General features: G+C 54.6%; 17 protein-coding genes. 6 read left to right on the top strand and 11 right to left on the bottom strand.

What is annotated here, in order from left to right; genetic code table 11:
• Positions 1-124: 124 nt before the first annotated feature.
• Together AB9F29_RS16210 and AB9F29_RS16215 are read right to left on the bottom strand one after the other, a co-directional pair.
• Positions 125-8,545 carry a GH36-type glycosyl hydrolase domain-containing protein gene (locus AB9F29_RS16210; protein WP_369756407.1) on the bottom strand — a complete coding sequence of 2,807 codons (8,421 nt, stop codon included), beginning with the start codon at positions 8,543-8,545 and terminating at the stop codon, positions 125-127.
• Complete coding sequence (locus AB9F29_RS16215; RefSeq protein WP_369756408.1) at positions 8,542-9,558, bottom strand: universal stress protein; 1,017 nt, start codon at positions 9,556-9,558, stop codon at positions 8,542-8,544. Before AB9F29_RS16215 ends, AB9F29_RS16210 begins: the two co-directional genes overlap by 4 nt.
• A 447-nt stretch (positions 9,559-10,005) precedes the next feature.
• On the opposite strand from AB9F29_RS16215, the gene AB9F29_RS16220 reads away from it, so the two are divergent.
• Positions 10,006-11,349 (top strand): class I SAM-dependent methyltransferase, encoded by a 1,344-nt coding sequence (locus AB9F29_RS16220; protein WP_369756409.1) that lies wholly within the window; start codon positions 10,006-10,008, stop codon positions 11,347-11,349.
• 47 nt (positions 11,350-11,396) lie between these two features.
• Here the strand turns inward: AB9F29_RS16220 and AB9F29_RS16225 are convergent, their stop codons facing one another.
• Entirely contained in the window at positions 11,397-11,660 is a 264-nt protein-coding gene (locus tag AB9F29_RS16225; protein ID WP_335584079.1) for a hypothetical protein, read from the bottom strand.
• 290 nt (positions 11,661-11,950) lie between these two features.
• Positions 11,951-12,937, bottom strand: coding sequence for a D-glycerate dehydrogenase (locus AB9F29_RS16230; RefSeq protein WP_039001371.1), 987 nt, complete (start codon positions 12,935-12,937; stop codon positions 11,951-11,953).
• 113 nt (positions 12,938-13,050) lie between these two features.
• On the opposite strand from AB9F29_RS16230, the gene AB9F29_RS16235 reads away from it, so the two are divergent.
• Entirely contained in the window at positions 13,051-13,557 is a 507-nt protein-coding gene (locus AB9F29_RS16235) for an SH3 domain-containing protein (RefSeq protein ID WP_369756410.1), read from the top strand.
• 11 nt (positions 13,558-13,568) lie between these two features.
• On the opposite strand, the gene AB9F29_RS16240 is transcribed toward AB9F29_RS16235, so the two are convergent.
• The 4 genes from AB9F29_RS16240 to coaBC are packed head-to-tail and all read right to left on the bottom strand — an operon-like array spanning position 13,569 to position 18,367.
• Entirely contained in the window at positions 13,569-15,587 is a 2,019-nt protein-coding gene (locus AB9F29_RS16240) for a M3 family metallopeptidase (protein ID WP_369756411.1), read from the bottom strand.
• A 54-nt stretch (positions 15,588-15,641) separates the two neighbouring features.
• A complete protein-coding gene (locus AB9F29_RS16245) occupies positions 15,642-16,685 on the bottom strand; it encodes a ThiF family adenylyltransferase (protein ID WP_369756412.1) in 1,044 nt (347 codons plus the stop codon).
• Positions 16,682-17,155, bottom strand: coding sequence for a dUTP diphosphatase (dut, locus tag AB9F29_RS16250; protein ID WP_369756413.1), 474 nt, complete (start codon positions 17,153-17,155; stop codon positions 16,682-16,684). The genes AB9F29_RS16245 and dut overlap by 4 nt, the downstream gene beginning before the upstream one ends.
• Positions 17,156-17,173: 18 nt before the next feature.
• Positions 17,174-18,367, bottom strand: a complete 1,194-nt coding sequence (gene coaBC, locus AB9F29_RS16255; RefSeq protein ID WP_369756414.1) for a bifunctional phosphopantothenoylcysteine decarboxylase/phosphopantothenate--cysteine ligase CoaBC — start codon at positions 18,365-18,367, stop codon at positions 17,174-17,176.
• A 114-nt stretch (positions 18,368-18,481) separates the two neighbouring features.
• On the opposite strand from coaBC, the gene cobU reads away from it, so the two are divergent.
• The 4 genes from cobU (at position 18,482) to AB9F29_RS16275 (ending at position 22,115) form a co-directional block, all read left to right on the top strand.
• Positions 18,482-19,012, top strand: a complete 531-nt coding sequence (gene cobU, locus AB9F29_RS16260; RefSeq protein WP_369756415.1) for a bifunctional adenosylcobinamide kinase/adenosylcobinamide-phosphate guanylyltransferase — start codon at positions 18,482-18,484, stop codon at positions 19,010-19,012.
• Positions 19,009-19,581, top strand: a complete 573-nt coding sequence (locus AB9F29_RS16265; RefSeq protein ID WP_369756416.1) for a histidine phosphatase family protein — start codon at positions 19,009-19,011, stop codon at positions 19,579-19,581. The genes cobU and AB9F29_RS16265 overlap by 4 nt, the downstream gene beginning before the upstream one ends.
• Positions 19,582-19,639: 58 nt before the next feature.
• A complete protein-coding gene (locus AB9F29_RS16270; protein WP_369756417.1) occupies positions 19,640-20,512 on the top strand; it encodes a glutathione S-transferase in 873 nt (290 codons plus the stop codon).
• An 88-nt stretch (positions 20,513-20,600) separates the two neighbouring features.
• Positions 20,601-22,115 (top strand): YifB family Mg chelatase-like AAA ATPase, encoded by a 1,515-nt coding sequence (locus AB9F29_RS16275; RefSeq protein ID WP_335584089.1) that lies wholly within the window; start codon positions 20,601-20,603, stop codon positions 22,113-22,115.
• Here the strand turns inward: AB9F29_RS16275 and gshB are convergent.
• Genes gshB through rsmI form a run of 3 tightly spaced genes read right to left on the bottom strand, consistent with a single transcriptional unit; the run spans position 22,112 to position 24,331 of the window.
• Positions 22,112-23,053 (bottom strand): glutathione synthase, encoded by a 942-nt coding sequence (gene gshB / locus AB9F29_RS16280; RefSeq protein ID WP_369756418.1) that lies wholly within the window; start codon positions 23,051-23,053, stop codon positions 22,112-22,114. The two genes, AB9F29_RS16275 and gshB, sit on opposite strands and share 4 nt — an antisense overlap.
• Before the next feature lie 58 nt (positions 23,054-23,111).
• Entirely contained in the window at positions 23,112-23,468 is a 357-nt protein-coding gene (locus AB9F29_RS16285) for a YraN family protein (protein ID WP_369756419.1), read from the bottom strand.
• Entirely contained in the window at positions 23,465-24,331 is an 867-nt protein-coding gene (rsmI, locus tag AB9F29_RS16290) for a 16S rRNA (cytidine(1402)-2'-O)-methyltransferase (RefSeq protein ID WP_369756420.1), read from the bottom strand. Before rsmI ends, AB9F29_RS16285 begins: the two co-directional genes overlap by 4 nt.
• Positions 24,332-24,384 lie beyond the last annotated feature (53 nt).

A 24,384-nucleotide genomic window follows, 5' to 3' on the forward strand; every position in this document is an offset into this window, starting at 1 on the left:
TGCCCTGACACCGCGCCCTTCATCGGTCTTTACTGGCGGCCTAGAAAGTCTATTCTGGGCCGCCACGTTATTTAGGGGCCCCTGAAAATCGACAAGAAAACACGGATGCGCTCCCTTGGGGGCTTTATTTCATGGTATTGACAACTTTTCGTGTTTGTCCCTTTCCCGGATAGGTCACCGTCGAGTATATCGTGTCGCTGCCGTCTACACAGAGCAACCCTTGACCATGGGCGAGGTGATCGGGATTCTCGATGACCACTTCAAGGCGGCCATTTCCGCAGTCGAGCACGACTTCGGCGTGCGCCCATGCCGTCGGCAGACAAGGGTCCATTCTCACAGCCCCCCGTTCAGGTCGCATGCCCAAAATACCTTCGACCCCAAGTTGGAATGTCCACCCCGCGGCGCCCGTGTACCAAGACCAACCTCCCTGCCCAGTTTGAGCGCCCACGCCCGACACATCCCCCGCCAGCACATAGGGCTCGCGCTGATAGAGGTCTGCCGCTTGCTGGTTTGTGGCGCGTCGAATGGGGTTGATAATGTCAAAAACCTGATGTGCGAGGTCGCCCTCGTTGATCGCTACATAGGCCACGCCAAGCCAGACTGCCGCATGCGTGTATTGCCCCCCGTTCTCACGAATACCCGGTGGATAGGCGCGAATATATCCCGGATCACGGTCGGTTTTGTCAAAGGGTGGGGTAAGCAGGCGGATAAGCCGGTTTTGGACATCGACAAGGTTCTCACCTGCCGAAGTCAACGCCTTGAGCGCTCGCGCATCCGCAGGGAGACCTGATAAAACCGACCACGCTTGAGCAATCAAATCAATCCGACATTCCTCATTTTCGGACGCCCCCCAAGGCAAACCCTCATCATCAAAAGCGCGTCGATACCAATCTCCATCCCATGCCTGCGTGGACAGCGCGTTTTCCAAATGGCTGGTATGCACACGCCAGCGAGCAACGTCCTCTTCCCGCCCTGTTTTCTGGGCCACAGGAGCAAACGCGGTCACGGTGGCGATTTGAAACCACGCCAACCAAACACTTTCGCCACGCCCCTCGTCGCCAATCCGGTCCATGCCATCATTCCAGTCGCCCGTTCCCATTAACGGCAAGCCATGGGCTCCTGTCTCCATCATCCGGTCCAGTGCGCGGGCGCAATGCTCATACAACGTTCCTATCTCGCCGTGCTCAAACAGGGCATAGCGATCATGCTCTTCGGATCTCAACTCCGGCGCGCTCAAAAACGGAATTTTGACATCCAAAATGGCCATATCCCCTGTCGCGGCAACATAACGCGCGGTGACATAGACCAACCAGAGATAGTCGTCCGAACAATGTGTCCGCACCCCCCGCCCCTCGGGTGGGTGCCACCAATGCAAGACATCGCCCTCTTCAAACTGGTAGCGTGCCGCCAATAAAATATGCTGACGCACGCGTTGGGGTTCGCTGAGTAACAGGGCGAGTACGTCCTGCAATTGATCGCGGAAACCGTAGGCTCCGCCAGCTTGATAGAACCCCGCGCGCGCCATAATTCGACAGCTTCGGTTTTGATAAGGCAACCACCTGTTCACCATCAAATCAAACGCGGGATCAGGGGTTTTCACCTGAACACTCCCCAACCTTTTAACCCAAGTGTCTTGTAATGCGCGCCACGCGTTTTCGACCTCGGTTGGGTCTTGCCAGCGCTCCACCGCTTGGGCCAAGGCGGCTTGATTGGCGACCTCCCCCAAGGCAAAAACAACCTCGGCCTGCGCCCCTGCGGGGATATCAAGATGCACCTGATACGCGCCACAGGCGTCACCTCCGTGTACAAAACGCCCGCCTAAATCCCAGCGCCGCAAACCGTCTGGGTTAAACACATCGCCTTCGTGGCCCAGAAAATCACTGCGTGACCCCGTCACACTGTGGGGGCCTAACGAAGCCGTCAGGAATGCAACACGTGCGCCGAATTCCGCATTCCATCGATTACGCCCGATAATGGCCTTTAGGGCTGGATCGTACCGGCTGGAGACATGCGGGCGCGCAACGCTGTCGAGGGCGCCGAGCAACCATTCCGCGTAATAGGTCGCCGAGATACGGCGCGCTTGGCCGGACTTGTTGTTAAGGTGCAATCGCACAAGCTTGACCGAACCGTCGACCGGCACAAAAACCGACACCTTTTGCGCCAACCCGTGACTGTTTTGGCGCCACTGCGTAAACCCTGCGCCATGTCGAATTTGACACGTCGCATCCATCCCCATCGGCATGGGCGTCGTGGTCCAAACATCACTGTTTGCCTCATCTCGAAGGTAAACCACTTCACACGGGACATCCGCCACTGGATCGTTGGACCAAGGCGTGAGGCGATGCTCGCCGCTGTTAATGGCCCAAGTTGCGCCCAGTCCTGCTTCGCTCGTAAGGCAGCCAAAATCGTCGTTAGCCAAAACGTTACACCAAGGCGCTGGAGTGTGCATTTCGGGGGAAAGATGGATCACGTAGTCACTGTTATCGGGATCAAACCCACCATATGTGTTGTCAAACAACAGGTTTTTCGGCCTAGGGATCGCGGATACGGGTTTGTATTCTGGGGCTGGAACGGGTTCGAAAGGCGGCGAAGGATTTCCAACGTTCAAGGCGCGATCCAGCAACTCACCGAGAGATTTGTTTTGATCGCGCAGCACCACATGCGCAGCCGCTTCCATGCCGCGTCGAAGCCCAGCTTCCAGTTGGTCCGCCGCAAGCAAATGAACTCCGCCGCGCATCCCCAACAGGCTCGTCGCATTGGTATCGCTCAGGATCGACAAAACCTTCTCCCGCAGCGGCTCTTCGTAACTCGTTGTCGCGTCGCGCAGAATTACGAAATCAACGTGCAACCCAAGATCGTGCCAAAGGCGATGCCCCCGTAATAAAACATCCAAAAGCGCTGACTCTTCGGGGTGTGAAATCTCAAGGAGAAGGATCGGAAGATCACCCGAAATCGCAAACCGCCAAAGGTCTGATTGCCCCTTCCAAACCTCTGTGTCCTGCGGCGGTGGTGCGCGGAATGTCTGGTGGGCATGCACCAGCAACGAGGACAGCAATTGCAACTCCGGCAAATGCGCAGGTTCAATCCCCAGCTTGTGAACCGCGCGCGCCGTTTCAAACAAAGCGTCGCGGAACGTGCGTTCAATCGCGATCACGGGATAGCGTTTCGCCACTTGCACCACATCCTTACGGGACGTCCCTGCGACGGTGAGGAAGGTCAACTCCTTTGTCTCCATGGGCTTCAGGCGCACACGCACTTGAAGGGCCAATACCGGATCAAGCGTCCACCCTGTGGTTCCACTTAATCCCTCGCGCAACCCTTGCGGCGTCTGTTCCCTCTGATTGCGGCCCAGAAATCGGCGGCGGTCGGTTTCCCATGCCGCGACTTTGAGGTCAGGATCGGTGCTAATCAACTTGTGCAGCAAGGCGGGGGGGCGGGCTTCGGGGCGGCGCGGACGGCGTTTGAAAAACAAGGCCTGCTCCTTTGGAAAATAGGTGCTTTTTACAAAGAGTTTGCTGAAAGCTGGGTGGCGCTCGTCTTCCAGTGGGGGCGCCAAAACCACCTCAGCGTAGGTTGTCAGGTTGATCGTTCGATCCTTGTCCCCCTCATTCACCAACGTCACACGCCGAATTTCCACGTCATCATATGGCGCAACGGTCACGTCCATACGCGCAACGATACCCGCGTGCCGGCGCAGGAATTCAACCATGTGCTGGTGGAAAACAACTTTGGTTTCCGCTGTGGTATGGCCCGACGGGGCGGCGCCAAGCGACCAGATTTCTGCGCGATCGGCATCCTCAAGGTAACACCACATTCCGGTTGCTGTGCGGGTAGAATCCGCGCGCCAGCGTGTCAGGGCAGTTTCGCCCCAGCTAAGCCCTCCTCCCCCTTTATCAGTGATCAACGACGCCATGCGCCCGTTGCCCAATAGATGCACCTGCGGAACAACAAAGTCCGGCGACGGCAGCCATGGGGCAAGGTCTGGTGCAGACGGCACATCGGCTTTATGAGTCCAACCTTCATCCGCGCGGCCACGTTCCAAGGGTTCATCCCATGGCACGCGTTCCTGCAGGAGAAGATCCATGGATTTAACCGCTTTTTCCTGCAGGAACCGTTTCACCATAATATCGTCCCGCAGCGCATTGACGATAGCCACCTGTACCATCCCCTGATGGTGCGCCATAAAGGTTTCCACGGGTACAAAATCGGCATTTCGAGGGGCGCGATCCGGTGTGTAATCCAAAGCTTCGATGAAGCCATATCGGGTTAGCACCCCGAGTTTTGAAAGCGCGCGCAAGTTTTCAGCCGCCGCTTGCGGCCATCCACACAACGCTAAAGCCGAGCCGTATGGTGCCACCACAAGGTCCTCGGTCAGACCCCTGCGAATACCCAATCCCGGAACCCCGAACGCACGATATTGGTACGTGCCCTGTGCATCAGTGATACCAAAAGCGGATTCCGATATCCCCCACGGCACGCCGCGCGCCCGCGCATACTCCCGCTGAAATTCAACGGCCGTCAACTCGCTTTCTCCCAATAGAGTATCGCGGTAGCTGGGCAAAAAAAGCGGCGGCATGAGGTATTCAAACATCGACCCGTTCCACGACAGAATGGACGGTTTTCCCTGAAGGCGGGTGATGGGCCGCGTGAACGCAAACCAATGCTCAATAGGGGCATCATGTTTGGCAATGGCGAAATAACTGGCCAAGCGGGCTTCGGTCGCCAAAAGGTCGTAGTGGCTGCTGTCCATTTTTCCGAGACTGTGATTGTAGCCAATGAAAAAAAGGCGCGACGCAGAGTCATACAGAAATGTGAAATCCATGCCGTAGGCCATCTCGCCAGCCTTTTGGGCCAAATCCCCCAACGCGGCGTGCAACGCGTTTTCCTGCGCAAGCCCCGCGTGAATAGCCTGCTGCATCTGATCGAGCCACGCTTGGGTCTTGGGGTCAACATTCGGGTGCGCCGATCGCCACGCCTCCAAGAGATCGGACAGGGCCTTTGGTGCATGCGGTTTCCCATTTTGCCCTTTTGAGGGGTACATCATCTCCGCCACTTCCTGTGCACTGGGTCTAATTTTCGCGGGCACTTCGGCAAGCAACGAAAGCCACGGCAGGAAGGTGTCGATATCGCGCGCAATCGCGTGCAAGTCGTGGTGGAACCGTTCGAGCCACGTCGTAATTTCGCTCACTTGCGTTTGGGGCAAATCAGTCGCGTCCTCGATCGTATCGCGCACAGTCGTTTCCAATTCCTGCCAGAGCGGGTCACCGAGCGTGTCGAGGATGGTTTTCCAAACCAGCGGAGATGAAGCGGTCTGGGCTATCAGGCGCCGGATGGCCCGCTCAGTATCGCGCAGCGCGCGCTCATTTACGTCTGGCACCTCGCGGAGGGCCCCGCACAAAAGGTCGAGGGTTGTTTCAAGAGAGCCAAAACTACTGCTCTCAAATGCTGGGCGCGCCACAAGGTCCAGACAGCCTTGTTTCAGGGCGATTAACGCAACCGCAAGATTTCCGCTATCGACGGTCGAAACATATTGCGGCTCAAGGGGGGCAAGGGTTTGGGTGTTGTACCAATTCAGCAGATGCCCGCGATACCGCGTCATCCGCTCCAGCGTGTCGAGGGTGTTGCGACTGCGGGCCACGAAATCGCTGACGGTGATAAAATTTAGATCACGTGCCGCCAAAGCGGAGGTCAGAAACATGCCGATATTGGTGGGCGAGGTGCGATGCGCGATCTCTTCTTTGTCGCCAAATTGATAGTTATCAGGGGGCAACCAATTGTCGTCTGGCCCAACAAAGGTCTCAAAGAAATGCCATGTGCGCCGTGCGACCAACGTCAGGAAGGCACGTTGGGTGGCCTTTAGGGACTGGGTGCGGAAATACCGCGGGCGTGCGGTCCACACAGAGATTTCTGGTGCAAGTAACCATAGGATCAGAACCGGTATCGCAGACCAGAAACCACTAGGATTATTGAGGGCTAGATGTCCCGCCAAAACCGCCGCAAGCGCCGAAGAGGGCCACATCAGGTTCCAAGAGGCCCGCCGAATACTTTGGCCATAAAGCCTGCTGGACACATGCGCCGCCGAGGTCCATTCAAGCCGTTTTTTGCCCGTCACATAGAGCCGCCAAAGAGTGCGAAAAATTGCATCAAGCGAGATCAAGGTGTCGCTGACCAGAAACGTGATCGTAAAAAACCAGCGCCCACCCGTGGTCTTGATTTTATGGATCGCGGTGCCCAGCGCCCCCCGCCGGATTCCCCCTGTTGCGATGGCGAATAATTCTCCGGCCAGATAGCTACCCGGGGCCGCAATAACCAAAACGGTCCAAACCAACGCACTACCCGGCAAGACCAGCCACGCCCCCAAAAAGAGCAACAACAACGCGGGCGACGTCAGACTTCGGCGTAAATTATCAACCATTTTCCAACGATCCAGCGCCGTCAACGTCGTGCGCATACGTCCTCCCTGCGCATCAGGTACGCGGCGCCCGAGCCAAGGGACAAGCTGCCAATCCCCCCGCATCCAACGGTGCTGACGCTGCGCAAATTCCGGATAAGTCGCGGGCATGTCTTCATACAAAACCAAATTACTCACCAACGCCGCGCGCGCGTGCAGCCCCTCAAAAAGGTCGTGACTGAGAATGGAATTTTGAGGAATCCGCCCCGCTGTGCTGCGATGCAGGACCGCAATGTCATAAATCCCTTTGCCGACGTAAATGCCGGTTCCAAACAGGTCTTGATACACATTCGACACCGCACGGCTATAAATATCAACGGCGGTATCTCCACCATAAAGGTGACTAAAATGCGTGTTTTTCTCAAGTTTAGGGAGGATTTCGATCCGAGGTTGCAAGATGGCATAGCCTTTGGTCACGCGCCCGCTTTGCGGATCAATGACGGCTCGGTTGAGGGGGTGGGCAATAATTCCAATGAGACGCGATGTGGTGCCTGGTGGTAATTGGGTGTCTGCGTCCAGCGTGATCGCATAGCGCAGACCGCGCAGGCTTTCGACGGGACCGGCAACCACGTTGAAAGCATCAACACCCTCCCCCAACACGAAGCGGTTAAACTCCTCAAGCTTGCCGCGCTTGCGTTCCCACGCCATCCAGCAGCCTTCGGATGGATTGTGCTGACGTGCCCTGTGCAGCAAAATGAAAGGGGCTTTGCCCTGTTTTCCATACCGAAGATTGAGCGCCGCGATCCGGCTTTGAAATGCGATTTCGATCAGGGGGTCGTCGGGCATTGTTTGTGTCGGCGCGTCGACCGGATCGGACAGCACCACAAAGGTGAGGGCCGGATCGGGATTGGCGAGGCGCAATATCTCCAGCTTTTCGGCAATCCCCTCGACCTCGGCCTCAGACGCGACAATTACAGGAAGCACGATGGCCGTGGAAAATTCTGAGGGAATGGCTTTTGAAAAATCCAGTTCAGGGAGCGGCTTGGGGCGGCTCAGACGGGTGATAAGCCAATGCCCGACCCACACGCTTGGGATTGTGGCGGGCAACAACGTTGCCGCGACACCGATAATCCATTGACCCCACGTTGCATCATTGACCCACAAATAGACGACGGACACCATTAAGGCGGCCACCACAAGCAGCGAGAGCCCCAAAGCATAGAGCGCGCCCCTAAATCCGGACAATTGGCGCTGAAATGCAGAAATGAGGGGCGGGCGATACTCAACTGCAGCTTCCAACGCGTGCAACCCGTCCCCTATGAGCCAATAGCCAACATGATGCCGCAGCGAGTCTTGGCTTTCTTTCTGGGACAACACCACCGCCTTGCGCGCGATTTCGGACTCGGAGGCGTTGGTGCGCCTCCCCAACCGCTCAACGGTTTTGCGATAACTATCGCGGGTTTCGAAGGTCATTTGCGCATAAATATGCGCGGGGTCCTTGGACAGTTCCGCCTCGATACAACTCACCTCATCAACGAAATCCGCCCACTTGATCGTGTCGATGGTAACCAGATTGGCAATCACCCGTGCTATCTGATCAACGGGTCGCGCCACGGGCGTGGCCAATGTTTGCTCGCTTAGGTCGACGCCCAGCAACAACTCAGCGTTCATCGCACCGATCGCATGGATCAACCGTTCAATACACACAAGGCGAAGCATCGACGGTATCGCCCACACCTCAGCATTGGTGAGCGGCGTCGTCATTTGAAAAGCATCAATATAGCGCACCAGATCTGTAAAAATAATTTGGGGGGTCAGCTCGTCATAAACCGCATTTGATACCGCAAAAACGCGCGGAATCCTTGCGCCGTTTGTGCCATCCATTGCGGGGAGTCTGAGGTAAAAATCGGGGGGCATACCCTCTTGCAACCGCAGCAACGCCCGCTTGACCTGATAGTCATTATCCAAAAGCCATTCGGCCGCCCGTTCATGATTGGCGGCAGGATCGGCGCAATACGTTCGGACCTGCTCAAACCAGTCAGACAGACGGGGCAACGCCCGATAACTATCGAGCAGCACCGGAGGCCCCGCATCAATCGCATAGTTTATCGGGGGGCGATTAATACCAGGTGACGCTTTTTCGGCGGCATTCATCCGTCCGTACCCACAGGTTGCCGCACCCCCTTGGACGACACCGTGTTGAACGCATGGACATTATCTCGACTGTGTTTGTGGCGCACCATCAACACCGGAATTTCCGCTCTGTCCAAAATGAAACGGGCGACATCTCCGGTGGCAACATCGCCGTGTCCGCTTTGTCCGTGCGTCGCCATGACCAGAAAATCAACGGCCTTCTCGGACACAAAACTCAGGATGGCGCGCCGTACATCACCGACGTGAACAATGCTTGTGGATACTTTCAGACCGTTGTGTGCGAGGCTTTTCTTGATGCTACCTAGGTGTCTTTTACCTGCCTGCTCATTCTTGATTGCCACCATTTCATGCAATTTTTCAGACTTTTTATCTTTGACGCCAAACGCGGTCAAACCCACGCTCGGGACGACATAACACAACAAAAGTTCGGCGTTTTCCGCTTTAGCCAACAAAACAGCCTTCGGGAGGGCGGCCTCTGCGCGGACCGATCCATCTAGGGGCACCAGAATTCGGCGATAGCGCCTGTCTTGCCCCCCTTTCGCGCGGGCAGGGATCATAAGAATTGCCGCACTTTGCGACAGCAAAACACCACAAGCGGTATCACTCGATTGCCAGCCAAGACCATCCGTTGACCGCAGTGCGGCGGCGATGCCCCCCTGCCGATGGTCCACAAAATCGGAAACTTGGCCGATACACTGCCCTTCGAGCAGTTTTACTTCGCATTCTGGCCCATCCTCCCCTGCAAAGGGGCGGGCGCGTTCAGCAAGATCCTTCATGATTTTTTGCTTTTTGATATTCCAATCCACGGGGTCAATCGGGCCCTTCCCGTCGTGAGGATCCGCCATAATATGCACAAGTACGACTTTGCCAGAAAACGCATTCGCGACCTTTTGGGCATGGAACAGCGCGGAGGTCTCCACGTGTGCATCCTCCAGAAAAATCATGACGTCACACCCTTTGTGGCTATCGGGTACCTGTAAAGGAGAAGGGGTGAAGTGTGGATTCGTGGCCATTTTCGCGATTTCCTTTGGATACAGGTTTTCTGACATCGAGACAGAAGTAATTCTTGAGGAGGATCAGCGGGCCTATCGGCGGTGCGATTATGGCGCAATCCAGATGAATCCCTCCGGCGCACGGCACCTTTCTCCTCCGTTGTCGGCGAAAAAATGGTGCCACAGTTGAGGCAAATCAATCTGGCGCTGGATCAGCATTTATTAGCCGAGGCAAAACTTTGGGGTTCAATGAACTTAGCTATGCTCCCCGTTTTGCGATTTGGCAGCCTAGCCCGAAGAGCGAGTCCGTTTTTACGACTGCCAGAGTTGATTTGTATCAATTCTGACGGTGGCGCGGATGCTACATTTTGGAAAGGCCTTCGTATACTCAAACCGCCAAGCGGGGAGCAAAGCCTACCATGCGATCTGCCTTTCAAGTCGTTGATTTTTTAACAAAGGTGCCCCGAAATGGATTGGTTTTGGAAACATTCATTTGACCAGATGCTGCAACCATTGTTGCAGAATGGATCGCTACATATTGTGATGCCCGATGGCGAGAAACGCATCTATGGCGATGCGACTGGCAAACCCATTTTGGTGTGCATTCACAGCATGGCCACGGTCCGCAAGTTGGCCCTCAGCCCTGAATTGGCCCTTGGGGAAGCTTATACGAATGGGTCGCTAACAATTGATGGCGACGACTTACAATCCTTTTTGGCGATGCTTGTTCTTAACGTCGATCCCGCTGGGGCGAATCGCGTTTGGTGGCAAAAGCCTGTGATAAAAATGCGGGCAATTTTGCGTGGTTTGAAACAGAATAATATGGTGCCACAGGCGCGCCGCAATGTAGCGCACCACTATGACCTTTCAGGGCAACTTTATGATCTCTTTCTCGACGAAAGCCGCCAGTATTCCTGCGCCTATTTCAAGGATCCCTCCGACACATTGGAGCAAGCGCAAGCGCAAAAAATTAACCACATCGCCCGCAAGTTACTGATCGAACCGGGCATGCGCGTTTTGGATATCGGTTGTGGCTGGGGTGGGATGGCGATGACCTTGGCGCAGGATTATGGCGCAAATGTTGTTGGCATCACACTGTCCAAAGAACAGCACGCCTTTGCAACGGAGCGCGCAAAACAGGCAGGGCTTTCGGATCGCGTTGATATCCGCCTGTGCGACTATCGCAATATCGATGAGTATTTTGACAGGATCGTCTCTGTTGGAATGTTTGAGCACGTTGGTTTGCGCCACTTCGACGAGTATTTCACCACTCTTCGCAACCTCCTATCCCCAGAGGGGATCGCCTTGGTACACACAATCGGTTGGTCCCGCGCGTCAAAGGACACAAACCCCTGGATTGCCAAACATATTTTCCCCGGCGGCTATGTTCCTTCGGTCTCGGAGACAATGGCGGCAGTCGAAAAGGCACAGCTATGGGCCACAGACATTGAGTGCTGGCGCCTGCACTATGCCTATACTTTGCGCCAATGGTACGACCGTTTCATCCAAAACCAAGACGTGGCTCGCAACATTTATGATGACCAATTTGTGCGGATGTGGCGCTTCTACCTCGCCGCCAGCGAACAGACATTTCGGCATGGGTATCAAGCGGTATATCAGTTTCAACTGTCCCGTAAAATTGACGCGGTCCCACTTACCCGCGACTATCTTTATTTGCGCCCAGACCAAACGCTTTCGCCCCTTGTCAGAAAAAAACGAAAACCTGATCTCGTCACCCTATCGGGCATTCCGGTACCGCCAAATCGTAAGCGCAGACCCGCGATCACACCGCATAAAGGAGCTGCACCATGAATTACCAGGCCGCGCACTGTACTGCGTGGCCGCTATTAGGTCGGCAATTAGGCGTGACCGTGAATATGCCAGATTGTGCGAAGCTCCGAAACACAGCGCCGAGGGATCATGTGGTAACGCGCGATCTCGGCGTCAGACAACCCGAGGTCGGTTAGGGCCTCAAGGCTTTGCTTTGGGAAAGGCCCAAGGATATCAACATATTCGCTAAGCTGGCTTGGCAACTCGGGCGCGAGGTCCCTCGCCAATGGATGAGGATCCCTGTTGCCCGATTGTAGCTTTTGGATGTGTGGTTGAATATATTTGTAGTCCATCGGTTTCACCTCTCGCTTACCAAAAGAACGTGACAGAAACGTTAGGTAAGATTTCACGGAACACCAAAGTTCGATTGACGCAGATCAATTGCCTTTGGAGAAGCGTGTCCAACGGCTAAAAATTGCCGACATTGCGTCCCTATTATAAAGGAGCGGTCATAGTATCCGGCATAAATCTCGGTGGTAAAAGGGGTATTCAATCAAATTGGCGTTCGCTGGCGCGAAGCACGGCAACCCCCTAGCCGCTCACCACGACCAACGGTATCTTATGCTAAATCAACAGACGGGCGCTAGAAAATATTGGGCACAACGAGGTCCGGTGGGCGATGACCGTCGGCAAATGTTTTGATATTAATCATAACTTTCTCGCCCATTTCGATCCGCCCCTCCCGCGTCGCCGATCCAACATGCGGCAACAAAGCGACGTTATCGAGGGCGCGCAAACGAGGGTTAATGTTCGCTCCGTCCTCAAACACATCAAGGCCCGCCCCCGCAATCTCGCCCGCACGCAACATCCGCGTCAAAGCGTTCTCGTCGATCACTTCACCACGGGACGTATTGACGATCACCGCCGTCGGTTTCATTAATTTCAACCGCCGCGCATTCATCAAATGAAACGTGCTGGGCGTATGCGGACAATTGATCGAAAGGACATCAACGCGCGCAACCATCTGGTCCAAACTCTCCCACCATGTCGCGCCAAGCTCGGCTTCGACCTCGGGATGCAACCGTTTGCGATTGTTGTAATGTATCTCCATTCCAAAGGCTGCCGCACGCCGCGCAACCGCACGGCCATTTTGCCCCATGCCCAATATCCCCAGCTTCTTGCCCGCAATCCGTCCGCCCAACATCGCCGTCGGTGTCCATCCGCGCCAACCGCCTTCCTGCATCACACGAAGCCCCTCGGGGATTCGGCGCGTAACGGCAAGAATGAGCATCATCGCAATGTCGGCAGTGTCTTCGGAAACCACACCGGGCGTGTTGGAAACAAGGATTCCGCGCTGACGCGCCGTAGCGACATCAATATGATCAACCCCTGCGCCGTAGTTCGCAATGAGGCGCAACTGCGCGCCAGCCGTTGCCAGCATCGCGGCGTCAATCTTGTCGGTAACCGTGGGCACCAAAACATCCGCATGCTGCATCGCCGCCAAGAGTTCCTCGCGACTCATCGGGGTATCATCGACCCGCAATGTTGTCTCAAAAAGCTCCTTGAGGCGTGCTTCGACAACTGCAGGCAACCGTCGCGTTACGACAACACTTAGACGTTTAGCGGGCATGGTGCGCTCCCTTTTCTTTTCTTTTCCAGCTCTCAAGACTATGGTGGCCGAGTTGACGATCGGGCACAAGAACTCGACGCACAGAAGCAGAAAATAAGTCAGGCAATCGCAAAATGCGTTCCAAAAACTTTGTTCGGGCCCTCCTGTCGGTGCTCCTTTTTGCGTCCATGACGCCGTCGTCTTTTGCCGAAACACGCGGGGCCGTCACAAATCTACCAATTCCGCGATTCGTATCGATGAAAGCCTTGGAGGCCAATGTGCGCCGTGGGCCCAGCCTGACTCACCGAATTGACTGGGTTTATAAGCACCGCAACATGCCGCTGGAAATTACCGCCGAATTCGGACATTGGCGCCGCGTGCGGGACATGGACGGCGTTGGGGGCTGGGTGCATTTCACCCTGCTTTCGGGGGTGCGCACCGTGGTGATCACCAAAGACCTGACCAAACTTCTCAGCCATCCCAAAGACAACGCCCTTCCGACGGCGGAATTAAAAGCGGGCGTAATTGCCCGCCTTCAAGACTGTAATCCCGACTGGTGCGAACTCAATGCAGATGGCTACAAAGGGTGGGCTCCAAAGTCGAATTATTGGGGCGTCGGAGTGGGTGAAATTCGCGATTAAACGGACTGTTTTCAGACTAATCCACGCCCCTTCAAAAGGGCATCGACCTTTGGCATCCGGCCCCTGAATTGAAGATACAACTCTTCTGAATCCTGCGACCCACCTGTGGAAAGAATGAATTTCTCCAACCGCTTAGCTGTTTCTGAATCAAAGGGGTCTCCCGCTTCCTCAAAGGCCAAAAACGCATCCGCATCCATAACTTCGGACCACATGTAACTGTAATAGGCACTAGAATATCCGTCACCGGAAAACACATGCGCAAACCCGGGCGTCGCATGGCGCATTCGAATGGCATGCGGCATGCCAATACTGGCCAAAATCTCATCCTGACGCGCCATTGTGTCCACCGGAGCATCCCCGTTGTGGAAGTCCAAATCTACGAGGGCCGATGCCACATATTCCACGGTCGAGAACCCCATATTGTAGGTCTGTGCCGCCAACAGTCGGTCAAGTAACGCACGCGGAATGGGCGCGCCCGTCACCGCATGAAGCGCGTGTTTTTCCAAAACTTCGGGTACTTCAAGCCAATGCTCGAACAACTGGCTCGGCAACTCAACAAAGTCGCGCGAAACGGAGGTTCCCGAAACGCTTTCGTAGGTCACATCCGATAACATTTGGTGCAGCGCGTGGCCAAATTCATGGAAAAGAGTCCGCGCATCATCATAGGACAAAAGCGCAGGCTCGCCCGCCGAAGGTTTGGCAAAATTACACACATTCACCACAATCGGGCGTACTTCCCCGCCCAGTTTTTTCTGACTGCGCATCGCCGAACACCACGCGCCGGACCGTTTAGAACCTCGAGCAAAATAATCCCCAATGAACACCGCCACATGCACGCCATTCCGGCTTATTTCCCACGCACGGCAATCGGGATGATAGAGTGGAACGTTCAATGGTTTAGCCTCAAGCCCAAACAGTCGATACGCGCAATCAAACGACGCCTCAATCATCCGGTCCAGTTGGAAATAGGGTTTTAATTCCGCCTCATCCAAATCATGCTCCGCCAAACGACGTTTTTCCGAATAATAGCGCCAATCCCAAGCCTCAAGCGGGCCATTCACGCCATCCTTAAGCATCATGCTCTCAAGAATAGCCGCGTCTGCCTCTGCGGCGGGTTTGGCCTTATCCCAGACCGACATCAATAATTCTCGCACGGCTTCTGGTATTTTCGCCATTTCCGTTTCAAGCTTATAGGCTGCGAAATTGTCATAACCCAACAATTGTGCCCGCGTTTCGCGCAGTTTGAGCGTCTCGCTTGTGATTTTACGATTATCCGTCTTTCCGCCATTCGCGCCCCGCGCAACCCAAGCTTCATAGGCGAGTTGGCGCAAATCTCGACGTTCCGAGAACTGCAGGAAAGGCACGATCAGCGAGCGTGAAAGGGTTACGACAGGTCCGTTGGCCTTTTTTTCAACGCCTGCGGCCCGCGCTGTGGCGACCACAAATTCGGGCAATCCCGCCAAATCATCGTCTGATAGCGGCAGAAACCAGTCGCGCTCGTCGGCCAAAAGGTTCTGTGAAAACTCCGTCCCCAAAACCGCAAGGCGCGCCTTCACTGCGCGATGTTGGTCGCGTGCGTCGCCCGATAGCTGTGCGCCAGACCGTACAAATCCACGGCGAGTAAGTTCCAAAACACGCAACTGCTCGTCAGTTAAATCAAAGGATTTACGATTATTCCACACGGAGTCTATCCGCGCGAACAAGGCCGCGTTCATACTGATATCGCTGGAATACTCTGCCAATAGCGGGGAAAATACGCGCTGTAATTTTTCGCGTGTTTCAGAACTATCAGCCCCCGCGAGGTTATAGAAAACACTTAAAACACGGCCAAGGTTTTCATCCGCCTGCTCAAGCGTATCTATCGTGTTGGCGAAAGTCGGCGCGTCTGAATTCTCAGAAATCGCCGCAATCGCGGCCCGCGCTTGCGCCATGGCCTCCCGAACCGCTGGCTCAAAATCGTCATCAGATATTTCAGCAAAAGGTGGAAGCTTGAAGGGTGTGTCCCAAGCAGCGAGTAACGGGTTGGTCATAGAATGTCTCCTTTGACCATAAGCTAGTCACGAAGGCCGCGGATCACCACCCTTTCAATGTGAATTTTCACCGCAAATCGGACAATCTTCGCGTCGTTTTACAGAAATTTTGCGCGCTTGCGCATAAAGCCCATCATACATCAACAACTGCCCTCGCAACCCCTCGCCGGCACCAGTAATTTCCTTTACGGCTTCTAGCGCCATCAGGGAACCAATGATGCCCGGCAACGGTCCTACGACTCCTGCCTCTGCACAGTTGGGGACCAAACCCGGCGCCGGGATTTCGGGAAAAACGCATTGATAGCAAGGGCCACCACGCGCAGGATCATAGATTGAAATCTGGCCTTCCCATTGCGTCATAGCCGCCGAAATAAGGGGCTTCCGAAGAAGAACTGCGACCTCATTCACCATATACCGAGTCTCAAAATTGTCCGTGCCGTCCATAATCACATCGTATTCCGCAAATAATTCGACAGCGCCTTCTCGATCTAAACGTCTGAAATATGGTCGAATTTCCACGAAAGGGTTTTGCGCACGAAGCTCTTGCTCAGCGGAAAAGACCTTGGGCATATCAATGCTGGCGTCTTTGTGGATCACTTGGCGTTGAAGGTTTGAATTATCCACAACGTCATCGTCGACAATTCCAATTGTCCCCACCCCAGCCGCCGCCAAATATTGCAAAACAGGCGCTCCCAATCCGCCAGCGCCAATAACCAAAACCTTCGCGTCTCTTAGGCGTTTTTGCCCAGCGCCGCCGATCTCGCGCAGAAAGATGTGGCGGGAATATCGATCAATTTCAACATCCCGAAATATCGCGTTAGGGCCCAAGGTTTCCGCATTTTCCGCCACTTTGTGCCGCAACCAGAGAATCCACCTTTGAAAACCAAAAACACTACCGATGAGCATTCCAACAAGCGCCCATTCCCCCCAAACCTGGCCAAAATATCCGCGCATTGCATTTCCTTCCGGCAAGGCAAAATGGGCCAGTAAGCCGACCACGTATATACAGAATATCAACAATCCACGTAGGCTGCGCGGTGCCTTCAAATAGCCACCCCCGAACCAAATTGCCGCCATTAGAAAGAGCGGAAAGATCATCCGTCACGCTTTCCCGTTGAGCCGAAACCACCAGCCCCACGCTTGGTTTTCGAAAGGGTTTCTGTTAGGGAAAACGACGCTTGAATCACGGGAGCCACAACCATTTGAGCAATCCGGTCTCCGTGAGAAATAAGGTAATCCGTGTCGCCAAAGTTTACGACAATCAGGCCTAACGGACCGCGATAATCCGAATCAATCGTCCCCGGAGTGTTTAAAAGCGTGATCCCGTGTTTGAGCGCAAGTCCTGAGCGTGGCCTAATTTGAACTTCAAAACCCTCAGGAATCTCCATGGAAAAACCTGCCGGTATCAGAGCCCGTTGATTAGGGCGCAGCACAAGCCCGTCACGCTGTTCGGCAGGGAAATTAGCCCGCACATCCGCCCCAGCAGAACCGCTGGTTTCATAACTTGGTAAAGCTATGGCCTGATCCGCGCCCTCGACAAATTTCAGGGAAATTCTGGTCTGTTCCATTTTCAAAACACTCGCATTTTATGAATTTAATGTCTGTGCGATCAATCCAGCCAGTTTCTTGGCGACTTCGGTTTTGCTCATACGCGGCCAAGCCTGCGCGCCCTCCTCCGTCACAAAGGTTACTGCATTTTCACTGCCACCCATAATGCCCGTTTCGGGCGAAACATCGTTGGCGAGTATCCAATCACATCCCTTGCGCAAACGTTTGGCCGTAGCGTTTGCGACAACGTCATCGGTTTCTGCGGCGAAGCCAACGACCAATCGGGGTCGCTTAACGCTCGCACAAACCGTCGCCAAAATATCGGGATTTTCCGCAAATTTGAGGTCAGGCATTCCATCTTTGGTTTTCTTCATTTTGGAGTGGCGCGCGTTTTCAACATGCCAATCCGCAACCGCCGCCGCAAAGACCGCAGCATCCACGGGAAGGACGCGCTGAACCGCGGCCATCATCTCGCGAGCGGATTGCACTTTTACAACTTCCACGCCCGCAGGAGGCGCTATATCCCCTGGACCTGTCACAAATACAACATCGGCCCCCAGTTGGAGCAACGCTGCGGCAATTGCCGTTCCTTGCGCACCGGACGAGCGGTTGGCAATATAGCGCACAGGATCAATGGGCTCATGCGTGGGCCCCGAAGTCACAAGAATACGCTTCCCCTTTAGGGGGCCAACGGCCAATTTTGCTTCGATAGCAGCGACAATTTCAAGTGGCTCTGCCATACGGCCAAACCCAAATTCTCCGCACGCCATATCGCCCTCGTTGGGGCCAACCACAGTGCCGCCATCCGCAATAACTTGCGCAATATTGCGCTGAGTGGCGGGATGATCCCACATCCGAACGTTCATTGAGGGCGCGTATAGAACATCTGTATCCGTCGCCAAAAGGAGCGTGCTCGCGAGATCATTGGCAATTCCTGTCGCGGTTTTGGCCATCAAGTCCGCTGTGGCTGGTGCGACAACAATCAAATCTGACGCACGGGAAAGCTCAATGTGTCCCATTTCCGCTTCATCGGTAAGGTTAAACAAATCTTGATAAACCTTATTACCCGACAAGGCGGATATGGAAAGTGGCGTCACAAATTCCGCGGCCGACTTGGTGAGGACAGCGGTCACCGACGCTCCGCGCTCACGGAGCTTTCGGATTAAATCCAAAGACTTATAAGCCGCAATACCGCCGCCAATAATTAAGAGAACCCGTTTTTGTGCAAGCATGATCGGCCCTTTTACTCAACTTACCTTATTGCTATTGCGCAAACGCTCCAATTGCCACCCTTAACCTACGCCAATTAGTTTGCTAGACCCATTCTAGGAATAGGGGAAATTGTTATGCTGCCTAAATTGAGCTTTATTTTGGGAGGGGCTGCCTCAGGGAAGTCGGCCTATGCCGAAAGTCTTTTCGCTGTGCACGCGGGCACACGAACCTATCTCGCGACGGCGCAATCCTTTGATTCCGAAATGGAAAACAAGATATCGCGCCATCAAATCATGCGAGGCGAGGGCTGGGACACCATAGAGCGGCCGATGGATATTGCGCCCGTTTTCTTGGAGGCGCAGCCAGAGTCGGCAATCCTTTTCGACTGCGCGACTCTTTGGCTTTCTAACCTGCTTCTAGCGGACAGAAACGTAGAGGAAGCACTGGATAACCTCCTCTTTGCGCTCAAATCTTGTGCCGTTCCTGTTGTTATTGTCAGCAACGAGGTCGGCGCAGGAATCGTGCCCGCTGAGGCACTTTCGAGGAGATTTCGCGAGGCCCAAGGGCGTTTAAATCAACAGCTTGCGGCGCAGTCAGATTACGCGGCTTTGGTCGTCGCGGGCCTGCCACTCACACTTAAAGGCACCATGCCGGAGGTCACATGAAGCGTCTTTGGTGGGTGCGTCACGCGCCGACGCATGCAAAATCGATGGTTGGCTGGAGCGACATTCCAGCGGACCTGTCAGACCAAGCAGCCTTCGCGCGCCTTTCCATGACTCTTCCCACACAAGCACCAATTATTTCATCCACGTTGCAGCGCGCAATTGGCACAGCCAAGATGCTTTCACAGACGCGGCCGCTCCTTGAGCCCGATCCAGACCTGCGCGAAATTCATTTCGGAGACTGGGAAAACCTCACGTTTGATCAGGCCAACGCGCGAGATCCTGACGCGCTCAAACTCTTTTGGGACCACCCCGGTGAAAGTACCGCCCCTGCGGGAGAAAGCTGGAATGATTTACGCCAACGTGTCGATGCTGCCGCAGACCGGCTTCTGGCGCGTCCAGAACCCGACATCATCATCGTCGCCCATTTTGGAGCCATCCTCTGTCAGGTCCAACGCGCTCTCGGCGTTAGCACGACCGAAGTTTTTGCGCAGAAAATAGACAACCTTTCCCTGAGTTGCCTTTCGTTTGACGAAGGCTGGCGGGCGACCAGCATCAATCAAATTATGTGATACCAATTATTCGATTAATTCGCTTCGTGAACCGCGGAATTCTAGCTACAGTTTTGGCATGACATATTTACTTGCATTGGGCGATCGCGCCTACTCCAGTTGGTCCCTCAGGGGATGGCTGCTCTTTGAAAAATTTAACATTCCTGTGCAAACTCGGTTCGCGCGTCTCTATTCAGACGCCTTCCCAAAGATGCTAAAAGAATTCGCGCCCGCGCGGCTAGTGCCAACGGTGAAAACGCCCGATGGCGTGGTTATTTCCGAGTCCCTCACCATTGCCGAAGAACTCGCTAGCCGCCACCCAGAAGCCAAGATATGGCCGAGCAACCCAACGCATCGCGCCATCGCGCGCAGTTTAGCCGCGGAAATGCACGCCGGATTTGGCGCGCTTCGCGACGCTTGCCCGATGAACATGCGTGTTTCCTATAGTGATTTTGTACCCTCCGAGGCCGTCGAAAAAGACCTTCGCCGACTTGAAGTCATCTGGGATCGCGCCCGCGAGGAAACCTTAAGCGAAACACCATGGCTCTGTGGAGAATATAGCGCCGCCGACGCGTTCTATGCGCCAATTGCCGCGCGCATTGCGGGCTATGGCCTCAAAGTTTCGCCCTCGGCACAGGCCTATGTCGATGCACATTTGAGTGACCCTGCCTTTCGCCGCTGGCGAGCAATGGGCATGGTCGATGGCCCTGATCAACCCTTCTATAAGCGCGATTTTGCATTACAGGATTGGCCACATGCCTCATCGCTGGCCGTCGAAACCATTGAGCACGGCCCCTCAGAAAACGCCATGTGCCCCTATTCTGGAAAACCTGTAACCCATTTTGCAAAAATTGAGGGGCGTATCTTTGGGTTCTGCAATGCGTTATGCCGCGATAAAACGGTTATAGACCCCGCAGCATGGCCAGCATTTATGGCACTTTTGGCGGACTAAAAGGTCGCATCCGAACATGCGTTAACTCTTCGTAAACTATGATCATCGTAGTCCTAAAGGAGAGTTAACACTTGTTAAGGCGGATAAAATGGTCGCGCGCACTTACACAGTTGCATTTGAAGGTATCGACGCGCGACTGGTCGAGGTGCAATGCTCCCTTGCGCCTGGCCTGCCTGCTTTCTCAATTGTCGGCCTTCCGGGAAAGTCCGTGTCCGAAGCGGGAGAGCGGATTCGCGCGGCGCTTACGGCGATGTCTGTGGCCCTGCCGTCCAAGCGGATCACCATTAATCTTACGCCTGCTGACCTGCCAAAATCAGGGCCGCATTACGATCTCCCGATTGCAATCGCCCTCCTCGCCGCGCTGGATATTATCCCCCAAGACACAGCACAAGACTATGTTTCGATTGGAGAACTTTCACTGGATGGCACCCTTGCCTATGTGAATGGTTCCCTGCCTGCGGCCCTAACAGCAGCGGCCGAAGACAAAGACCTTTTGTGTCCAATTTCATGTGCCTCCGAGGCGGCATGGGTCAGTACAACCCGCGCCCTTGGCGCGACAAACCTTACGGCTTTGGTTCAGCATTTCACGGGAAAAACACTCCTAACGGCCGCAGAACCCGGACAATCCACACATACCCCCGCTCTAAAAGACATGCGGGATGTCAAAGGCCAAGAACGCGCCAAACGCGCGCTGGAAATCGCAGCGGCAGGGCGTCACCACACGTTGCTTCTTGGCACGCCTGGATCGGGAAAATCGATGTTGGCGGCCCGTTTACCCGGAATTTTACCGCCTCTCACTCCGCGCGAAGTCCTCGAAACGTCAATGGTGCATTCCGTCGCGGGCTTGCTTTCGGGAGGTGGCCTTCATCGCGACCGCCCCTTCCGCGACCCGCATCATACAGCGTCAATGGCGGCGATTGTCGGCGGGGGCCGCACCGCTTTGCCCGGCGAAATTTCCCTCGCGCACAACGGGGTCCTGTTCATGGACGAATTCCCTGAGCATAATCGAAATGTTTTGGATTCTTTGCGCCAACCTCTCGAAGCGGGCGAAGTCATGGTGGCGCGGGCGAATGCACACGTGCGCTACCCATGTCGGTTCATGCTGATTGCCGCGGCGAACCCATGTAAATGTGGCTATCTTCCTGACCCCTCTCGAGCCTGCAGCCGCGCACCTATTTGTGGCCAAGACTATCTCGGGAAAATTTCTGGCCCGTTAATGGATCGGTTCGACTTGCAAATCGAAGTCCCGCCGGTTCCGTTTTCGGATTTTGATTTGCCACAAAATGGAGAGAGCAGCGCGGCCATTGCAGAACGTGTAAGTGCCGCACGGGAAATTCAAGCCGACCGGTTCAGCACAATTGACGGGATGTATCAAAATGCCGATGCCCAAGGCGACATCCTTGAGAAGATCGCCGCCCTAGATACCGAAAGCAAAGAGTTGCTATCCAGAGTTGCCGATAAATTTGGGCTTTCGGCGCGAGGATACCACCGCGTATTACGCGTGGCGCGTACGATCGCGGATTTAGGCGAGCAGGAAAACGTTCAAAAACAACATGTTTCCGAAGCTGTCAGTTATCGTTTCCCTGCCCAACGGCGTCATTAAGAGCACTTCGCCTCAATTGCTTCCCAAACTTGAGCCGCAACATTCCCACCATTGAATTTTTCAAGCTCAAGAATGCCCGTGGGCGAAGTCACGTTAATTTCGGTGAGGTAATCGCCGATAATATCAATGCCCACAAAAATCTGCCCTTTTTCGCGCAGCAACGGGCCGATTGCCGCACAGATTTCCAAATCGCGCTCCGTAAGTCCAATTTTCTCAGGGCGCCCACCAACATGCATATTCGACCGTGTTTCTCCCGCCGCAGGAACGCGGTTGATGGCTCCAACAGGAACCCCATCAACCAAAATCACGCGTTTATCGCCATTTGAAACATCGGGTAGAAACTTTTGAACGATCAGCGGCTCGCGATTAATGCCCGAAAACAACTCATGCAGGGAAGCCAAGTTTCGATCATTTGCATCCAACCGGAATACGCCCGCCCCGCCATTTCCATAAAGCGGCTTAAGAATCACATCTTTGTGGCGCTCTTTAAAGGCGCGTATCGTGGCCAAGTCGCGCGCGATTGTGGTTGGCGGAGTCAAATCGGGAAAATCCAAAACCAATAGTTTTTCGGGATAATTCCGCACCCAAAACGGGTCATTTACCACAAGGGTGGTCTCTTTGAGGCGATCCAAAAGATGCGTTGTTGTGATGTAGCCCATGTCAAACGGAGGGTCCTGACGCAACCAGACCACATCGAAATCAGCAAGATCAACTTCTGTTTCTTCACCCAAAGAATAATGATCGCCAACGACACGCTGAACTGTGAGAGGCCAACCCCGCGCTGTGATTTTCCCCTCTTGGTAGGCGAGTTTGTCCGGCGTGTAGTAAAACAACTCATGCCCGCGCGCTTGCGCTTCTTCTGCAAGCCGAAAAGAACTGTCCCCAGAAATATCGAAATGCTCGATTGGGTCCATTTGAAACGCGATTTTAAGTGCCATGTGAAATCTCCTTGTTGGCCAATAGATGGCCTAGCAAGGGTGTATTTTCAATGGGAGATTACATCTGGCCGAATGCGTTTTCCAAGATGCGGATTTCCCCAACGCCATTCACCAAGGCAACGTCAAATCGCACATCCGTGTTTTGCCCTTTAGGTTCCCCTGCGAGAAATTCGGACGCTGTTTGATAAATTCGCTGCATTTGCCGCCGTGAGAGACGTTCCGCCGCAGCGGAGAAACTCTTGCTCTTTTTCACTTCGATAAAAACGACGCCGTCCCCATTTCGAGCAACAAGATCAATTTCGCCCGCGGCCCCTCGCCATCTTGTTTTATCAATCTGCATCCCTCGACGGACATATGACCGCGCGACAGCCTCTTCGGCGGCAAAGCCCGCGTGGTAATTCATTTGTCCGTTCATTCAGAGCGACCTTTGTTCATGGCAAGCGCGGTTTGATACACATCCCGACGTGGGATATTCAAAGCTTCGGACACAATAGTTGCAGAATCTTTAACCGAATGAGACTCGAGGGCTTGTTTCAAGGCGTCTTCAATCGACGTCGTGGAAATTTCTTCCTGTGCACCACGATCGACCACGACGACAATCTCGCCCTTTACGCTTCGCTCGGAAAAGCTGGCGGCAAGTTCGTCGAGTGTTCCACGGGACACCTCTTCGAATTTCTTGGTGATTTCGCGACAAACCGCGGCTCTTCGCGCGCCCCCTAGGACTTGGGCAAGATCTGCCAGCGCTGCGGCAATCCGTTTGGGGGATTCATAAAAAACCAACGTGGCGTCAATTTTCGCCAAAGACTGCATATAGGTTTGGCGCGCTTTTTGCGTATTCGGGGAAAAGCCTGCGAAGTGAAACTGATCGGTGGGAAGGCCCGCAATTGTGAGGGCTGCAACAACCGCACTAGGGCCAGGCGCTGACGTCACTGTAAATCCAGCTTCAATCGCGGCCACCGACAGACCGTATCCGGGGTCCGCAACAAGGGGCGTTCCGGCTTCTGAGGCATAAGCCACAGATTTCCCCTCCTCCAGATACCGCATCAGGCGTGGACGCGCTTGGGCACCGTTGTGATCATGGTACGCAACAAGCTGCCGTTCGCCCAAGGGCACCCCGTGAATGTCCATCAACTTGCGCGCGGTACGGGTATCTTCTGCGGCGATCACATCCGCATTCGCCAAGACATCCAACGCCCGCAACGTGATATCACGCGCGGTTCCAATCGGAGTCGCGACAAAATACAGCCCAGCAGCGAGCTTCTTTGTTTCAAAATTCATGATTTGGCGCCTTCCATGACGTTTACTAATGAGGCGCAAGCGCTTAAGTTCGT

Source organism: Falsihalocynthiibacter sp. S25ZX9, from assembly GCF_041205405.1.
GTDB lineage: Bacteria > Pseudomonadota > Alphaproteobacteria > Rhodobacterales > Rhodobacteraceae > Falsihalocynthiibacter > Falsihalocynthiibacter arcticus.

Bases quoted from the DNA above. Each gene is read 5' to 3' on its own strand.
- AB9F29_RS16230 (WP_039001371.1), bottom strand. From the start codon at position 12,937: ATGCCCGCTAAACGTCTAAGTGTTGTCGTAACGCGACGGTTGCCTGCA.
- AB9F29_RS16235 (WP_369756410.1), top strand. From the start codon at position 13,051: ATGCGTTCCAAAAACTTTGTTCGGGCCCTCCTGTCGGTGCTCCTTTTT.
- AB9F29_RS16245 (WP_369756412.1), bottom strand. From the start codon at position 16,685: ATGATCTTTCCGCTCTTTCTAATGGCGGCAATTTGGTTCGGGGGTGGC.
- AB9F29_RS16275 (WP_335584089.1), top strand. From the start codon at position 20,601: ATGGTCGCGCGCACTTACACAGTTGCATTTGAAGGTATCGACGCGCGA.
- AB9F29_RS16220 (WP_369756409.1), top strand. From the start codon at position 10,006: ATGGATTGGTTTTGGAAACATTCATTTGACCAGATGCTGCAACCATTG.
- gshB (WP_369756418.1), bottom strand. From the start codon at position 23,053: ATGGCACTTAAAATCGCGTTTCAAATGGACCCAATCGAGCATTTCGAT.
- AB9F29_RS16215 (WP_369756408.1), bottom strand. From the start codon at position 9,558: ATGGCCACGAATCCACACTTCACCCCTTCTCCTTTACAGGTACCCGAT.
- dut (WP_369756413.1), bottom strand. From the start codon at position 17,155: ATGGAACAGACCAGAATTTCCCTGAAATTTGTCGAGGGCGCGGATCAG.
- AB9F29_RS16265 (WP_369756416.1), top strand. From the start codon at position 19,009: ATGAAGCGTCTTTGGTGGGTGCGTCACGCGCCGACGCATGCAAAATCG.
- AB9F29_RS16270 (WP_369756417.1), top strand. From the start codon at position 19,640: ATGACATATTTACTTGCATTGGGCGATCGCGCCTACTCCAGTTGGTCC.
- cobU (WP_369756415.1), top strand. From the start codon at position 18,482: ATGCTGCCTAAATTGAGCTTTATTTTGGGAGGGGCTGCCTCAGGGAAG.
- AB9F29_RS16240 (WP_369756411.1), bottom strand. From the start codon at position 15,587: ATGACCAACCCGTTACTCGCTGCTTGGGACACACCCTTCAAGCTTCCA.
- coaBC (WP_369756414.1), bottom strand. From the start codon at position 18,367: ATGCTTGCACAAAAACGGGTTCTCTTAATTATTGGCGGCGGTATTGCG.
- rsmI (WP_369756420.1), bottom strand. From the start codon at position 24,331: ATGAATTTTGAAACAAAGAAGCTCGCTGCTGGGCTGTATTTTGTCGCG.
- AB9F29_RS16210 (WP_369756407.1), bottom strand. From the start codon at position 8,545: ATGAATGCCGCCGAAAAAGCGTCACCTGGTATTAATCGCCCCCCGATA.
- AB9F29_RS16225 (WP_335584079.1), bottom strand. From the start codon at position 11,660: ATGGACTACAAATATATTCAACCACACATCCAAAAGCTACAATCGGGC.
- AB9F29_RS16285 (WP_369756419.1), bottom strand. From the start codon at position 23,468: ATGAACGGACAAATGAATTACCACGCGGGCTTTGCCGCCGAAGAGGCT.